17 protein-coding genes and 1 pseudogene are annotated in these 15,092 nt (G+C 25.8%); 7 read left to right on the plus strand and 11 right to left on the minus strand.

Going from position 1 to position 15,092, the window contains the following annotated elements; all coding sequences use genetic code 11:
• The 4 genes and pseudogenes from A966_RS13535 to A966_RS03835 all read right to left on the minus strand — a co-directional run.
• Positions 1-540 (minus strand): annotated as a pseudogene (locus A966_RS13535) (periplasmic flagellar collar protein FlcA); the annotation flags it as partial.
• Positions 541-645: 105 nt separating this feature from the next.
• The gene (locus A966_RS03825; protein WP_008722733.1) at positions 646-1,068 is read right to left on the minus strand and encodes a F0F1 ATP synthase subunit epsilon; all 423 of its coding nucleotides are present in this window, start codon (positions 1,066-1,068) and stop codon (positions 646-648) included.
• Positions 1,069-1,083: 15 nt separating this feature from the next.
• The gene (locus A966_RS03830) at positions 1,084-1,389 is read right to left on the minus strand and encodes a hypothetical protein (protein WP_008722735.1); all 306 of its coding nucleotides are present in this window, start codon (positions 1,387-1,389) and stop codon (positions 1,084-1,086) included.
• Positions 1,390-1,392: 3 nt separating this feature from the next.
• Positions 1,393-1,806, minus strand: coding sequence for an acyl-CoA thioesterase (locus tag A966_RS03835; protein WP_008722737.1), 414 nt, complete (start codon positions 1,804-1,806; stop codon positions 1,393-1,395).
• A 305-nt stretch (positions 1,807-2,111) separates the two neighbouring features.
• Here A966_RS03835 and coaD point away from each other — a divergent pair, with 305 nt between their 5' ends.
• The 4 genes from coaD to A966_RS03855 all read left to right on the plus strand — a co-directional run bounded on the left by coaD (position 2,112) and on the right by A966_RS03855 (position 5,654).
• The gene (gene coaD, locus A966_RS03840; protein ID WP_008722741.1) at positions 2,112-2,600 is read left to right on the plus strand and encodes a pantetheine-phosphate adenylyltransferase; all 489 of its coding nucleotides are present in this window, start codon (positions 2,112-2,114) and stop codon (positions 2,598-2,600) included.
• An 18-nt stretch (positions 2,601-2,618) separates the two neighbouring features.
• A complete protein-coding gene (gene miaB, locus A966_RS03845; protein WP_039955453.1) occupies positions 2,619-3,926 on the plus strand; it encodes a tRNA (N6-isopentenyl adenosine(37)-C2)-methylthiotransferase MiaB in 1,308 nt (435 codons plus the stop codon).
• A 13-nt stretch (positions 3,927-3,939) separates the two neighbouring features.
• The gene (locus tag A966_RS03850) at positions 3,940-4,551 is read left to right on the plus strand and encodes a 4'-phosphopantetheinyl transferase family protein (RefSeq protein WP_008722743.1); all 612 of its coding nucleotides are present in this window, start codon (positions 3,940-3,942) and stop codon (positions 4,549-4,551) included.
• Positions 4,552-4,643: 92 nt separating this feature from the next.
• On the plus strand, positions 4,644-5,654 hold the full coding sequence (locus A966_RS03855; RefSeq protein ID WP_008722748.1) for a FecR family protein: 1,011 nt from the start codon (positions 4,644-4,646) through the stop codon (positions 5,652-5,654).
• 1 nt (position 5,655) lies between these two features.
• Here the strand turns inward: A966_RS03855 and A966_RS03860 are convergent, their stop codons facing one another.
• On the minus strand, positions 5,656-7,116 hold the full coding sequence (locus A966_RS03860) for a tetratricopeptide repeat protein (RefSeq protein ID WP_008722749.1): 1,461 nt from the start codon (positions 7,114-7,116) through the stop codon (positions 5,656-5,658).
• Between the two features lie 177 nt (positions 7,117-7,293).
• Between A966_RS03860 and rplU the strand changes: the two genes are divergently transcribed.
• From rplU to rpmA, 3 genes are read left to right on the plus strand one after another with little or no spacing between them, the layout of a single operon-like run.
• Positions 7,294-7,605, plus strand: a complete 312-nt coding sequence (rplU, locus tag A966_RS03865; RefSeq protein ID WP_008722750.1) for a 50S ribosomal protein L21 — start codon at positions 7,294-7,296, stop codon at positions 7,603-7,605.
• Positions 7,605-7,961, plus strand: a complete 357-nt coding sequence (locus A966_RS03870) for a ribosomal-processing cysteine protease Prp (RefSeq protein WP_008722751.1) — start codon at positions 7,605-7,607, stop codon at positions 7,959-7,961. Before rplU ends, A966_RS03870 begins: the two co-directional genes overlap by 1 nt.
• Positions 7,951-8,205, plus strand: a complete 255-nt coding sequence (gene rpmA / locus A966_RS03875) for a 50S ribosomal protein L27 (protein WP_008722752.1) — start codon at positions 7,951-7,953, stop codon at positions 8,203-8,205. The genes A966_RS03870 and rpmA overlap by 11 nt, the downstream gene beginning before the upstream one ends.
• Positions 8,206-8,670: 465 nt before the next feature.
• On the opposite strand, the gene A966_RS03880 is transcribed toward rpmA, so the two are convergent.
• The 6 genes from A966_RS03880 to A966_RS03900 form a co-directional block, all read right to left on the minus strand.
• Positions 8,671-10,089 (minus strand): hypothetical protein, encoded by a 1,419-nt coding sequence (locus tag A966_RS03880; RefSeq protein ID WP_008722753.1) that lies wholly within the window; start codon positions 10,087-10,089, stop codon positions 8,671-8,673.
• A 787-nt stretch (positions 10,090-10,876) separates the two neighbouring features.
• On the minus strand, positions 10,877-12,190 hold the full coding sequence (locus A966_RS03885) for a hypothetical protein (RefSeq protein WP_008722754.1): 1,314 nt from the start codon (positions 12,188-12,190) through the stop codon (positions 10,877-10,879).
• Between the two features lie 294 nt (positions 12,191-12,484).
• Positions 12,485-12,880, minus strand: coding sequence for a hypothetical protein (locus A966_RS03890; RefSeq protein WP_008722756.1), 396 nt, complete (start codon positions 12,878-12,880; stop codon positions 12,485-12,487).
• Between the two features lie 51 nt (positions 12,881-12,931).
• Positions 12,932-13,384 carry a hypothetical protein gene (locus A966_RS03895; protein ID WP_008722758.1) on the minus strand — a complete coding sequence of 151 codons (453 nt, stop codon included), beginning with the start codon at positions 13,382-13,384 and terminating at the stop codon, positions 12,932-12,934.
• 261 nt (positions 13,385-13,645) lie between these two features.
• Positions 13,646-13,807 carry a hypothetical protein gene (locus A966_RS13540; RefSeq protein WP_008722759.1) on the minus strand — a complete coding sequence of 54 codons (162 nt, stop codon included), beginning with the start codon at positions 13,805-13,807 and terminating at the stop codon, positions 13,646-13,648.
• A 49-nt stretch (positions 13,808-13,856) separates the two neighbouring features.
• A complete protein-coding gene (locus A966_RS03900; protein WP_008722760.1) occupies positions 13,857-15,032 on the minus strand; it encodes a hypothetical protein in 1,176 nt (391 codons plus the stop codon).
• Between the last annotated feature and the right edge of the window lie 60 nt (positions 15,033-15,092).

Here is a 15,092-nt window from a genome sequence, read left to right on the forward strand (position 1 = left end):
ATCATTATCAGAGTCTTCAGGAAGATCCAAATTATCTATATCGGCAGAAACTTTGTCATTATCAGAGTCTTCAGGAAGATCTAAATTATCTATATCAGCAGAAACTTTGTCATTATCTAAATCTTCAGGTAATCCTAAATCGTCTATATTATCAGATACTTTATCATCATCTAAATCTTCAGGCAGTTGTAAATCATCAATATCTGCAGATACTTTATCATCATCTAAATCTTCAGGCAGTTGTAAATCATCAATATCTGCAGATACTTTATCATCATCTAAATCTTCAGGCAATTTTAAATCATCAATATCTGCGGATACTTTATCATCATCAGAGTCTTCAGGAAGATCTAAACTATCTAAATCATCAATAGAAGGCAGACCATTATCCTCTGACGGCATAGAACTAGCCATGTGTTCGTCTGTAAAAACTGACTTAAAACTGTCATAGTCGCTTTTTGATATTTCTTTTGGTAATGCTTTATTTCCTATTAAAAAAGCAATACTTCCTAATCTTTCTAAATCTTCTATTTTAGGCATATTCAATCATCTAATATAAATTTTTTAGTTAACATATTTATTATAATTAAGCTATAAAAATATGTCAACTAAATTATCGGATAATACTAAAATTACAATAGCATATTATTTAGAAGAAATTTCTATTTGTTTATTAAGTTTAGCTATTTTTTCATTGTTTCTTCTTGCTTCTTCGGGATTTATAGTCATTTGACTAGATAATTTATTTATTTCATCTTTTAATATAGCAGCATCTATATCTTTCGGATATAAAGCAGTTTCTACTAATATTCCTATAACATTGTTTGTAACTTCAGCTATACCATCTTCTACATACATATTTATAAGTTTATTATCTTCATTATATATTTTGAGTTCGCCGTAACCTATTCTTACTATATACGGGCAATGATCCAGATATATTGAAACATATCCGTCATGCGAAGGTATCTCTACATGATCTATTTTTATGGATCTCAACATAGGTCCAATTCTAGTAATTACAGAGCAAGTTAAAGCCTTTTTATTTTTTTTTGCTGCAGTAGCCATATAAAACCCTCAAAATTAAATTATATTTTTATATTTTAAAACAAAAATTATAAATATCAATGAAATTATAAATAAAATTAATAGTATCAGTGAAATAAAGAATAAAAATCTTACAACTATTTTTAAAGAATTTATTTCTGAATATATATATTGAAATTCTTTTCTAGTTTTGGATTCTACTTTTTCTATTATTTCCTTTTCCTTTTCATCTAATTTATTATATAGTTTTTTTGTTCTATTTTCCATAGTTGTTGTTTTTACCAAATCACCAACCATATTAGCAGAAGATAGAACAGTTAATATAACATTAAGCCAACTCATATATTATTTACCCTTGGACATTATACTGTATAGATATTCATCTGGTTTTACTATTTGTCCTTTTTTATTTACAAAAGGGTGAAGCGTATAACCTGTACTATATAATATTTTTTCGTTTTCTTTGCTTCTTATTTCATATTTTAGCTTTAATGATGCATTTTTTAGTTTTTCAACACTAGTATAAACTACTATAACTTCATCATATCTTATAGAAATTTTATAATCTACAAAAGCCTCTTTTACAGGAAGCATTATATTATATTTTTCTTCCATATCTTTGTAGGAAATGCCTAACTCTCTTAAAAGCTCCGTCCTTCCTATCTCAAAATATCTTAAATAATTTGAATGATAAACTACCCCCATTTGATCAGTATCAGCATATATTACTCTTATTTCAGTTCTATTAACATGAGCCATAAATAACTCCTAATGAATAATTATTCTTTAAATTATAACATATAAATAAAAAAATATTTATTTTTTTATATTTTTTATATATACTCGCTTCAAAACTAATTTTATTTATGATTTCAGGTACTAGACTGAGAAGCACTCTTTCTATAAAAATAAACTGTATATTAATACATTAAGATAATAAATCATATAATTTTATACTTAATCTATCAATCAGTTTTGAAAAAATATATTAAATTGCTTAAGTATTATAATAAATCTTATTTTTTATATTGATATTATATTAATTTTGTATATACTTTATCATTATGAAAAATGGAAAAGTGATATTTCCGGGTACTTTTGACCCTTTTACATTGGGACATCTCGATGTTCTCTATAGGCTTGCTGATATATTTAATAAAGTTTATATATCTGTAGCACTTAATTTGGAAAAATCTCCTACTTTCACAATAGAAGAAAGAAAAAATATGATAAAAAAGGTAATAGGGGATAATGATGCCATAGAAATTGTATCTATATCTGGGCTTGTTACAGAATATATGAAGCAAAATGATATAAAAGTATTAGCCAGAGGTATAAGAGACAGTGAAGATTTGTACTATGAATTAAGAATGTCCAGAATGAATAAATTATTATATCCAGAAATGGATACTATATTTTTACATACATCAGAACATTATGCTTATGTAAGTTCTTCTTTAATAAAAGAAATACTTAAATTTAATGGACCTATAGACGGATTGGTGCCGGAAATAATAGTTGAAGATATAAGATCCAAATTCATAAAAAAATAATAATAAAAAGATTATAACATGAAGAATTTTTACCTAGAAAATTACGGATGCCAAATGAATAAGGCGGATTCAAATAGTTTAATAAATTCGCTTATGCAGGAAGGCTTTATACAGACGGAAAATCATGAAAATGCTGATAATATTATAATAAATACATGTAGTGTGAGGGCACATGCTGAAGAAAGAGTATTTTCAAGAGTTAAACTATTCAATGCAAATAGAAAGAAGAATAAAAAAGACAGTAAAATAATAATTATGGGCTGTATGGCTCAAACTTCAAAAGAGCATCTTGAGAAATTAGGAGCTGATAAGATATTTGATGTATACAATGAAGTTAATATTATAGATTATCTTAAAGATGAGGAAGTTTTTGTAAAAAAATTTAATGACAACTATATATTTAATAAATCTTATGTAGATGAAGATAAGCCTCATAAAGCATTTATACCTATATCGCATGGCTGCAATAATTGGTGTACTTACTGTATAGTGCCTCATACACGCGGTAAGATGGTAAGCAGAAAGTCAGGCGAAATAGCAGAAGAGTTGAAAAGATTAATAGATGAAGGGGCTAAAGAGATAACATTACTTGGGCAGAATGTTAATTCTTATGGGCTTGATATTGACAATGAGATTAATTTTACAGAATTATTATATAAATTAGACAAAGTTGTTGATGAAAAGGCTAAAGACAGGGTTTGGATAAGGTTTTTAACTTCTCACCCTAAAGATTTTGATAAAGATTTAGCCGATGCTATATGGAATCTAAATAGTTTATGCAAACATATACATCTTCCTTTTCAAAGCGGCTCAGACAGAATATTAAATCTTATGAACAGAAAATATACAAAAGAAGAATATATAAAAAAAGTATATTATCTAAGAGATTATGCTGAAGATTTTCCTGTATCTACTGATGTAATAGTAGGATATGCTGATGAAACAGAAGATGAATATAATGAAACATTAGAATTACTTGAAAATATAGGTTTTGAAGAGGCATATCTTTATAAATATTCAGAGAGAGAAGGTACTATAGCACATAGAAAAAAAATACAGTATGATAAAGCAGCAGGTGCGAGAAGACTTACTAATCTCGTGAATTATCAAAGAGAATTAGCTCAGAAACTATTAGCTAATCAGGTTGGTAAAAAAACATCTGTTATGGTAGATGATATAGCCAAAGATAATATGCACTATTTATGCAGAAGCAAAGAAAATAGGATAATACTTGTAAAAAAAGATAAAGAACTTAATATGGGCGATATTTTTAATGCTGAAGTTACAGAGATAAAAAGCCATACATTGATAGGGAAGTTTATTTAATAGGTTAATATTTATGACTTATTTAGAGTACAGTTTCAGTGATAATACTAATAGGGCAGAGGCAAGAAAAACATTAGAAAATTTAATACTCTCTATGGTAGAATCTCATTATAATAAAAATAATTTAATTATAGATAGAGAAGAAAATAAAAAGCCATATTTCAAAAATGAAAATAGTATATATTTTAATGGAACGCATACTTCCGAGTTATTTGCTGCTGTTATGAGTGATGAATATAATGTTGGAATAGATGCCGAAAATATAAGGGATAGGGATTATTTTGCTATTGCAGAAGAATATTTTTATAAAAGTGAAATTGAATATCTTAAAAATACTCATAAATTAGAAATAGATTTTTTTACTATATGGACAATAAAAGAAGCATACATAAAAATGCTTGGAAGAACTATTTTTGATATAAAAAATTCTATAGAAGTTGATTTGCTTAATAGAGAAGTGAGAAATGCTGATAATTTATTTTTTGCTTCTTTTATACTTGATGATTCATATATAATAAGTGTATGTTTTGATACAAAAAATGATGTTGATTTGAATATTCAGGATTTTAATTTAAATATGTTATTTGCTTATCCTACATTGCCGAATATTAATATAAATATGTAATTTTGAATTTTATGACTATTGACTTTTTTTATTCTAAATTATACACTTATATTACTTAGTGATATTATTTATTAAAACTAAGGAGTATATTTATGCTTAATAGAATATTTTTATTAGCAATATTGTTTGCTTTTTCATTAGGCAATATTTTATTATCACAGGATATATCTTTTAAAGTTACAGGTATATCTGGTATAGCTTTTATAGAAAAAACAGATATAAATAAATCATTGAGGGCTTTCAGAGGAAGTGAAGTACATAGTGAATATAGATTAAGAACATCAGCTGATACTCAAGTTGAGCTTACTTTAAACAGAAGAGGAGATAAAATAGGTTCTATTGTAGTTCCTCAGAATAGCATAATTCTCGTTAATAAACCTATTTCAAAAGATGATAATAGAGTTTCTTTGTCTTTATTAGAAGGATATATTAAAGTTGATATAAATAAAAATGCCGGAGCTTTGGTTGAAGTACATACAGCAACTACTACTTCTGTGGTGAGGGGTACGAGTTTTGAGGTTGCTTTTGCAGAAGATGGTTCTACTATAGTTGTTCTTGATGAAGGGGTTGTTGATGTTGTTACGGACAATGACAAAGAAGTTCTCAATCCTAAGAATGCTTATATAAATACAATAGATGATAAATCTAAAGTTGTAAGTCAAAGTTCTGACAGCGATCCTATAGTATTTTTGAATAGGGGAGAGGAGGCATCAAGAGAAGATTATATGTATACTATAGAAAACTTGATGTCGGCAATGGAAGATATACCGTATAAAAATAATGATGATAACGATAATTTTTCTTCATTAGTGAATAATAATGTAGAAGAAAGTGAAAATAAAATTAATGATATTGAAATGAGGCATTATAGAATGATAGCTGCCAATGAGGGATATTATAATACAATAGTAAAATTAATAAATTTATATCCGGATAAAAAAAATGAGATGGTACAATATGCTAGAAAATCATTAGCATTGTATGCAGCAAATCAAAGAGCTATTAATAAAATGAGTTCTGCTATAATAAGAACAAGAGAAAAATTTGATAGGATAAAAAAGAAATTTAATGACAGAATGATTAGTACTTCAGTTGCTAAATAATTTATAAATCAAATATGTTTTTTATATCTGAATTTTTTCTTAATTTTGATATATAGAAATTTCTTTCATATTCAGCAAGCAGTATTTTAGCTCTTTTGATAAATTCATTTTCATCATAAATAATCAAATCTATATAAATATTGTATACTCCCATAGCTCCGCCAAGTACAATTCCTATATCAGCTTCTTTATCTCCGCTTGCAAGAACTTCTTTTTCTAATCTTTCCTGTATTTCATATCTCTCATTTAATATTTCTTTTCTTGATTCATCATCATTCTTGTAATTATATGTATAATATAAAAATATTGCCCTAGCTCCGCATTTAGAAATTTCTATTATATCATCTGTGTTTTCATTGTAATAATCATTTACTGTTTCATAGTATGATGTAGTTCCTGCTATTATATCATATCTTAATGCATCGGATTGTCTAGGTTCTGAAGTGTATGCTAAATATTGATTTATAGGATTAGTGATAATTTTTTTTCTATGGAATGATAATGTTTTTTTTATATATTTTTCTAATTCTACAAGAGGCAGCATGTTATTTAATTTTCTATTACTTATATCAGCATATCTTATATATACCCTTGACAAACCTTCTCCTATAGAGTTTTCCATAATTAAGAAAAATATATTATATGCTTCTTCTTTATCAAAATCATTTAAATCTTTATTATAGAATACTAAATCAAATTTGTCATTTTCATCATCGAATTCTATTTTTACAAAAACATCCTGAGTTTCTATTCTTTTATTATGTATTTCAATAGTAAAGTTTACACCATTAGAACTAGGTATAAAAGGCATAAAAGTCCATTTTTCTTTTAACTTTTCCGGCATATCAGATATTATTCTTGGAGTTAGATAAAACAGATAGTTTTTGCCGTCTATATTAAAAGTAAAATTATAATTCCTGCCTATATTGAAAGCTAAATTATCAGATATTATCTTTACTCCATCGGATAAAAAATGAACTATATCTTTATTTTTATTTTTCATTATATTATCAATTTCTGCTTCATTATCTTCAAACCATTTCCAAAATGATTTTATTCTTTGAGTAAAACTTAATCCATTGTCTTCAAAGCATAAAGAATATAAATTTTTTATATTCTTTGATATGTCTTCAAAATTTTCTATATTTTTTTTGTCATAATTTTCAAATAATTCTATAGCCTTACTGAAATATTGCTTAGCAGTATCTTTCTCATTTTTATGATAATAAGCATATCCTGTTCTGTAATACCATACAGGATCAAATACCCCTTCTTCTCTTATATACATAAGATTATCCAATGCTTCATCATAATTTTGCACATTGTTTAAAGCTCTGGCAAACAGAAGAATTATTTCATAATCTCTTTTATCTTCTTCTATAGAATAAATAATTTCTATGATTTTCTGATGCTTGTCCTGATTATGCAGTTCTTTAATTTTTTCTAAAATTTTTTTATTCATTGAACTATATATTACAATATTTTTATAAAAAAATCTATTTATTTAAAACATTAATTTATTTTTTACTCATTGATAGTTTTTTATTTTTATGCTTGACAAAAATAATTTAATATAGTAATATAGAGTACTCATAGTATTGTATAAAATAAAATATATATAAATTGGAGATAAGCAATAATGTATGCAATCGTAGAAGTAAAAGGTAAGCAATACAAGGTGGAAAAAGGTCAGGATATTTTAGTAGAATATCTAGGCGATGATGCTAAAGAAGCTCCTGAAATTAAAACTCTTCTTCTTAAAAAAGATGATGAAAGTGTTTTAGTAGGTACACCTTATGTTGATGGCGTTAAAGTAAGTTCTAAAATAGTAGAGATGATGAAAGGCGATAAAGTAGTTATTGGTAAACATAAAAGAAGAAAAGACTATAGAAGAAAAACAGGTCATAGACATAAATATCATAAAATAACTATTGAAGATATAGCTGTTTAATGGCTTCATCTGTTAATGTAGTATATAATATAGAATCTATTATACAAAGCATAACAGTTGATGGGCATGCCGGTATTAAAAAGTCTGGTGAAGGTTATGAAGTTTGTATAGCTTTGAGTACATTAACACAGGCTATGTATAGGGCTTTATTATCTATAGTAGGAAATAAGTTCTTAAAATACAAAATAAATGATGGATTTTTAAGTTTAGAACTTGTTAATTTTGATAAACTTGAAAATAATAAAAAAATAGAGTATAAAATAGTTAGTAATGGATATTTGATAGGTATAAAATCTTTAATTAAAGAGTATCCTGATTTTATAAAATATAAAGAGGAGTATAAAAATGGCACATAAAAAAGGCGGCGGAAGTTCTAAAAACGGACGCGATAGTCAATCTAAACGTTTAGGTGTTAAAGTTTACGGCGGTCAGAAAGTTATATCAGGCAATATTATAGTTAGACAACGCGGTACTCAATTCCATGCTGGAAGAAATGTTGATATAGGTCGCGATCATACTATATTTGCTACTGCTTCTGGTTATGTTAAGTTCCATACTAATAAATTCGGAAAGAAAACTATTTCAGTTGTAGCTGAATAATAAATTAATTGTTAAAATATTGTATCTCAGCTGATAATTAATAATTAGCTGAGATATTTTTGTTTCTTTTACTTCCTTAATTTTGCATAATAAAAATCAAATAAATGATTAAAAATTGTTATATTTAATCATCTGTTATTAGTTCTTAGATATTTAAATCTGCATATATGTAAATTTGTATATTTATTTGAGATTTATTAGACTTGTTTCAAAAACTAATTTTTTGTGGGGCTAGACCGATAAGCAGAAAGTCATGCTATGCGTTGAATAAGAAGTACACCTTGCAGCAGGCGTCATAAATCCACGGTTATTTATGAGTATGTAAGTATACGGACGAAAGGAGTACAGTTGGTATTGTGCGGCGAAAAAAAGTTGAATAAGAAAATTGACGAACTTAAAAAATCTAGTATATATACAACTTTATATATTATACCCTCATTATATAAAAATTAATTATGAAGTCAATTATTTCCTATCAAAAAAACTAAATAAAGAATGACTTCTATTTAAATAATTTTTTAAATCATCAGAAGAAATAAATATTCTATCAGCATTTTTTTCATTTGTATTTTCCAAATCATAATCTTCATCGCTAAGAATTAGATTTGTATATTCAGGCATCACTATAATTCCTGTATCTGTTAAAAGAAATATTAAATTATCTATATTCTCATAAAAATAGTCGGCAACTATATATTTAGATAATAACTCTTTACTATCAATAACTAAATCTTTTAAATAGGAGCTTATACTTTTTTCTCCGTTTAATTCAAATATAAAAGAATGATTTTTTACTATAGCTTCATCTCTTCTCTCATCTGCCTTTACAGTTCTTTTATACATGCATATTAATTCATCATCATAGTATAATATATCAAAGCATCTGAAGTCTTTAAGTTTCTTATAATATATAATACCAATTTTATCAGCGTAATAGGCCTTATTTTGATCATAATGATGGAATTTTTCTATAATAAGTTCTTTATTTTTTAATTCTTCTTCAAGCTCTCTTCCTTTTTCTTCTTTGAATCTTTCATCAAAATTATAGGCTCCGCTGATAGCCATATTTATTCTCTCTTTACCTCTAATAAAAGGATAATTGAAATTAAATAAATAATTAGTGAGCATTTTTCTTACTTCGTCCATACCAAGATAAGCTGAATATTTATCATTAGTAAAAGTAGTCTGTTCTACTGGGATATAAAACTCTCTTATTTCAATTTCAGGCTTTCTAATAACCTCAAAAACTCCTTCTACTCTTCCGCCTTCAATATCCATAGTATATTCAATTTCTGATGTTCTTTCATAATTGAATTCTCTTTTGAATTTTATTTTTAACAAAATTTCTCTATTGTTTTCTTTTGAACTCCAACTGCCAAATTTACGTGCTTCTTTCCATGACTTTCTATAAGGATCATCGTATTTAAATTGCTTTTCCTCTAGTCTTTCAAAATAAGCTGTATCATAATCACGGTAAACATTAATTTGATTATTATTTAATTCATTAGTTTCACGAATCATTAATTTATTTTCGCTATTTATGAACATTTGACCTGTAAAAGAAGCAAAATATTCACGTGCGAAATTGTCAAATTTTGATTTAAGTACATACTTAATTTTACCGTGGTATTTTTTGTACCATTCATCATAATTATTATCTTTATATTTATAGCAATTAATATATATATTATTTACTTTATCTTTCAGCATGAAAAAACTTTTTTCATATACCAATATTTTATTTTTAGCATACCATTTTTTTGCTTTCTTCTCAATTAGAAAAAATACAGCTAGAAAAATGGCAATTGCTCCAAACAAAATAGGCCAGAAATAGTCACTAATAAGAAAAAGTCTTAATGGTTCCAATATTCCAAATGATATCATAAATACTCCTATTGTTGCTATGTTCGCCTCAGCTTAGTATAAGCTGCCAACTAAAGTTGTCAGCTGCTTCGGCTCGCTTATTTTTGTTATTGCTCGCCGACGCCCTATATAAGCTAGTGAGTAAACTCACTAGCTGGCTTTGGCTCGCTTTTTAGTTGCTATGTTCGCCTTTTATTATTGCTAATAAAAATTATTGGCTTATAGGCTCTGCCATTCTTACGAATGTCAGACGCCAATAATTTTTATGTTTAGCTTTCTAATATTTTATTATGTTTGCATTTTATTGCTAGCAATAAACTCGCTTAATATTAGATGACAACTAAAGTTGCCAGCTGCTCGTTTATTGCTTTAAAAATTATTTTTTATTGTTATGTTAGCCCACACGAAGTGTACCTACTTGGTTCGCCTAAAGGTTTGACTTAATAAATTAAGTTACACGCCTGTGTCCCTGTGGGAAAGGCTTCGGCTCACTTTTTAATTGTTATGCTCGCCTTTTATTATTGCTAGCAATAAACTCGCTTAATATATACTTAAAATTTCTAAGTTTGTCAAAAGTTAGTTTTTCAAATTTATTGTTTGTGGTGGCTTTGCCCCCACGCCCCCACTTCTTTTGGTGACCCAAAGAAGCAAAAAGACTGCATTTTTAATAAAATACAGACAATATCATACATTTAAAACTTATTTTTTTAATAATTAATAATACTTTATATTATTGATAAATTATAATTCATTTATAAATAACTAAAAATTGATAAATTATAATTATTTAGGTATATATAAAAATTAATTATCTCCTATTAAAAAATTTAAATAAGTAATGACTTTCATTTAAATAATTTTTTAAATGATCTGTAGGTATAAATATTCTTTCTGCAGTATTTCCTAAATTTATATCTCTATCATTAAGCTCCATATTTGGGTATTCAGGCATTACTATAATTCCTGTATCTGTTAAAAGAAATATTACATTATCTATATTATTATAAAAATTATCGGTAAGTTCATAATTAGATAATAATTCCTTACTATTAGAAACTAAATCTCTTAAATAAGAACTTATACTTCTTTCGCTATCCAATTCAAATATAAGAGAATGATTCTTTAATATAATTTCTTTAGGTGCTTCTACTTCTACAGTTCTTTTGTATACGCATATTACTTCATCATCATAGTATAATATATCAAGGCATCTAAAATTACTAAGTTTATTATAATATGCAATACAAGTTTTATCATCAAGACAGAATTTATCTTCTAAAAGCTCATCTTTATGCTTCAATTTCTCTTCAAGCTCTTTTCCTTTTTCTTGTTTAAATTTTTCATCATAATTATAAGCTCCGCTAATAGCCTTATTTATTCTTTCTTTTCCTTTAATAAAAGGAAAATTGAAATTAAACAAATAATTAGTCATCATGTTATTCATGTCAGACCAAGCTGTATCATATGAATCTATCTGTTCAATTGGAAGAAAAAATTCTTTTATTTCTATTTCAGGCTTTCTAATAACTTCAAAAACTCCTTCTATTCTTTTATTTTCAATATCCATAGTATATTCAATTTTTGATGCTTTTTCATAATCTAATTCTTTTCTGAATGTTATTCTTGTCAATTTACCTCTTATCCCTTCTTTTGACTCAAATTTATCTCTCTCTCGTATAGCTGAATGATTTTGTTTGAAATATATTTCTTTAAAATATTTAACATCATAATCATGATAAACCATAATTTGATCTATGTATAACGCACTAGTTTCACGAATAATTAATTCATCGCTGTTATTTATAAATATTTGCCCTGAAAAAGAGTCAAAATATTCATGTGCCCACAAATCGAAATCTAATGAAGGAGATACATCTCTCAACTTACGGCAGGATGCACCGTATGAATAATAATGTTCATCATATTTAATTTTATAGCAATTAATATATATATTATTTATTTTATCTTTAAGCATAAATAATTCTTTTTCATTTAACCATATTTTATTTTTAGAATACCATTTCTTTAGCGACGGTAGAATTTTACCAATATTAAGATATAATACCAGAGGACCCAGAAATACAATAAAAACTAAAATACCTATGATAAGTTCAATATCCATAAATAACTCCTATTATTGTTATGTTCGCCTCGCCTATAATAAGCTAGTGAGTAAACTCACTAGCTGGCTTCGGCTCACTTATTTTAATTGTTATGCTCGCTTTTTATTATTGCCAGCGATAAACTTGCTTAATATAATCATTTATCGCTGTAAAAATTGTTTGCTAATTGTATCTAGCCGCATTCAGCGAATTTGCTAGATGCTCACAATTTTTATGTTTAGCTTTCTAATATTTAAAAATTATTGGCAAAATGTTATACCATTTGACCCTAATAATTTTTAAAACTTATAACTTTAAAAATTATTTTTTTGTTTTATTACAGTGATTATAATGGGTTCTTCTCCGCTAATATTATAAATAAGTTCAAGTGATGTATCAGTAAATTTAAATTCTGCATAATTGCCGCCTTCATCTTCAGTTTTATAATAATTATCTGACACTTTCAATAATTGTTCATTTAGCATACCGCCTTCATAATTTTCTCCCCTTATCATAATTCTTATACCTTCAGAACCTACTGTTACAATCATTTTTCTTATTTTCTCTTCAGAATTATTAGGATCTCCAACATAAGTGCCGTACCATTTAGGAGATATTACACCTGATTCTTTGGGATATGCAGATAAATTCATCACTAAAAAACTTGGAACTAATAAAACAAATAAAAATTTTAAAATACGATTTTTCATATAACCCCCTTATGTGTTTTAGTTATAGTTTTATTCATATTAAGATATTTTTCAATATTTTTTTCCTAATTTAGGCAAATTAATTGATTTAAGTTTCTGTGTGCCTTCATAAACAGACATTTCAAGTAATCCATTAGTAAATTTAAACTCCATATGAGCATCATTTGCAGATATAGTTTTATAATGATTATCTGATACTTTTGATAAATCATCATTACCTATAGATCCTTTTACAGCTCTGTCGCTTTCTAGTACAACATCCACACACTTTTTTACAGCTTCTATTGTAGATTCATCATTAGGATAGTCAATTTCTAATCCCTCATAACCTACAGTTACATAAACCGATTTCATATATGTTTCATCTGTAGACATAAAATATTGCCCGTATAGGTCTTCAGGGATATTTGTGTTTTCTTCTGTTTTCTTAGAACATGAAATATTAATGAATAAAAAACTTGAAATTAATAAAAAGAATGAAAAATTTAAAATTCCACCTTTCATAAAACCTCCTCTTATATATAATTATAAATACATTTTCTAATTATGTCAATAAAAATTTGTTTTTATATAAAAATGTGATGTTATTTATTCGGCTTAATTAGAAACTATATTTACTTTATAAAATATAGTATTAAATCATACTAAATAATAATTATTTTTTACTATAATGATATTTGCTGAATGGTTATTATTTTCTATATGATAAACTAATCTATACTATAAATTAATTCTTCTTGAATATAAATCTTTTTTGTAATATTTTCATTTTTCAAGCTCTTCGAGTTCTTCTATAACTTTTCCATTAGTTTCCATATCTATATCTTCATTAAGATACTGCTGTTCTTTTATTATATCAATAATTTTTGTTAAACTTTCTTCAGGCATACTGACTATAATATTTATTAATTCTTCTTTAACTGTCATAATTATTACTTAACAATCACTTACTATATCAAATTTTCATTTATATTAATTAATTAAATAAATAAGCCAAATAATGATCTTTCTTTATATAATCTTTTATATTCTTATTATCAATAAATATTTTTCCATATCCTTTTTCTTTCATTATTACAATAAATGAATCAGTTATACCGAAAACTAAATTATCTATATTAGAATAAAAATCACTGTTGACATTATGTTTTTTCAATAATTCTTCAGGATCTTTTACTAAGTCTCTAAGGTAAGAGCTTATTAATATTTGACTGTCTAACTCAAATATAGCAAAGAGATTATTTATTTCAACAAGTTTAATATCTTCTAATTTTGAAAATCTTTTATATATACATATTGTTTTATCATCATAGTATAATATATTAAAACTTTTAAACTCTTTAAGTTCATCATAAATATTATTATAATCGCCTATATAAGATAATATACTATCATCAAATAATGACTGCCAATCTTTTTTATTATATTCTTTTACATACGATCCAATTATACTATTATTTTCTTCTATTTTTTCTTTAACAAACTCATCTGAAAACTCTTCAGCTCCATTAATAAATGAATTGATTTTTTCTTTTCCATTTATAAAAAAATAATTAAAATTAAATACATTATAAACGAATCTTTCCTCAGCTTTCTTTAATGGTGATATTTCTGAATTATACAAACTTATTACTTCCGCTTCAGGCTTTCTTATGATTTCAAAAACACCTTCTATTTTTACAGTCTCTCTAAAAGTGTTTTTAAGTTTATCTGCAGTAGAATCTATAACATTTGTATAAGGATCAAACTCAATAATATATTCTATTTTTGATTCTGATGTATCATCTAATTTTGTTTTGAATTTTATTTCAGCAAAAGTTCTTATCAAATTATTGTTATATCTATCATAATAATTATAAACTTCTATTTTTTCAGATTTTACATTAGCCTCATTTATAATAAATTCATTATTATTATTTATATATATTCTTCCTTTATTGTTAGAGTAATTTTTATATAAATAATTATAACTTTCAATATCATTTTTTTTATATTCATAAATATAAACATATATATTGTTTATTTTATCTTTAAGCATAAAAAAACCATTTTTATAAAATTTAACAGGATTATTTTTAGCATCATTTGTCAGTATACCAATAAAGACAAGAGCTGCCAATATCACTCCCGCTATAATTATTAATTCTATCATATAACTCATAACTCCTTATTATTAGTTTTCCAATAGTAAAAAATATAAGCAATAAGTTAT

The sequence above is a fragment of the Brachyspira hampsonii 30446 genome, assembly GCF_000316195.1.
Taxonomy (GTDB): Bacteria; Spirochaetota; Brachyspiria; order Brachyspirales; family Brachyspiraceae; genus Brachyspira; species Brachyspira hampsonii_C.

Excerpts from the sequence above, each read along its gene's own strand:
- A966_RS03825 (WP_008722733.1), bottom strand. The coding sequence starts at position 1,068 with ATGGCTACTGCAGCAAAAAAAAATAAAAAGGCTTTAACTTGCTCTGTA.
- A966_RS03830 (WP_008722735.1), bottom strand. The coding sequence starts at position 1,389 with ATGAGTTGGCTTAATGTTATATTAACTGTTCTATCTTCTGCTAATATG.
- A966_RS03835 (WP_008722737.1), bottom strand. The coding sequence starts at position 1,806 with ATGGCTCATGTTAATAGAACTGAAATAAGAGTAATATATGCTGATACT.
- coaD (WP_008722741.1), top strand. The coding sequence starts at position 2,112 with ATGAAAAATGGAAAAGTGATATTTCCGGGTACTTTTGACCCTTTTACA.
- miaB (WP_039955453.1), top strand. The coding sequence starts at position 2,619 with ATGAAGAATTTTTACCTAGAAAATTACGGATGCCAAATGAATAAGGCG.
- A966_RS03850 (WP_008722743.1), top strand. The coding sequence starts at position 3,940 with ATGACTTATTTAGAGTACAGTTTCAGTGATAATACTAATAGGGCAGAG.
- A966_RS03855 (WP_008722748.1), top strand. The coding sequence starts at position 4,644 with ATGCTTAATAGAATATTTTTATTAGCAATATTGTTTGCTTTTTCATTA.
- A966_RS03860 (WP_008722749.1), bottom strand. The coding sequence starts at position 7,116 with ATGAATAAAAAAATTTTAGAAAAAATTAAAGAACTGCATAATCAGGAC.
- rplU (WP_008722750.1), top strand. The coding sequence starts at position 7,294 with ATGTATGCAATCGTAGAAGTAAAAGGTAAGCAATACAAGGTGGAAAAA.
- A966_RS03870 (WP_008722751.1), top strand. The coding sequence starts at position 7,605 with ATGGCTTCATCTGTTAATGTAGTATATAATATAGAATCTATTATACAA.
- rpmA (WP_008722752.1), top strand. The coding sequence starts at position 7,951 with ATGGCACATAAAAAAGGCGGCGGAAGTTCTAAAAACGGACGCGATAGT.
- A966_RS03880 (WP_008722753.1), bottom strand. The coding sequence starts at position 10,089 with ATGATATCATTTGGAATATTGGAACCATTAAGACTTTTTCTTATTAGT.
- A966_RS03885 (WP_008722754.1), bottom strand. The coding sequence starts at position 12,190 with ATGGATATTGAACTTATCATAGGTATTTTAGTTTTTATTGTATTTCTG.
- A966_RS03890 (WP_008722756.1), bottom strand. The coding sequence starts at position 12,880 with ATGAAAAATCGTATTTTAAAATTTTTATTTGTTTTATTAGTTCCAAGT.
- A966_RS03895 (WP_008722758.1), bottom strand. The coding sequence starts at position 13,384 with ATGAAAGGTGGAATTTTAAATTTTTCATTCTTTTTATTAATTTCAAGT.
- A966_RS13540 (WP_008722759.1), bottom strand. The coding sequence starts at position 13,807 with ATGACAGTTAAAGAAGAATTAATAAATATTATAGTCAGTATGCCTGAA.
- A966_RS03900 (WP_008722760.1), bottom strand. The coding sequence starts at position 15,032 with ATGATAGAATTAATAATTATAGCGGGAGTGATATTGGCAGCTCTTGTC.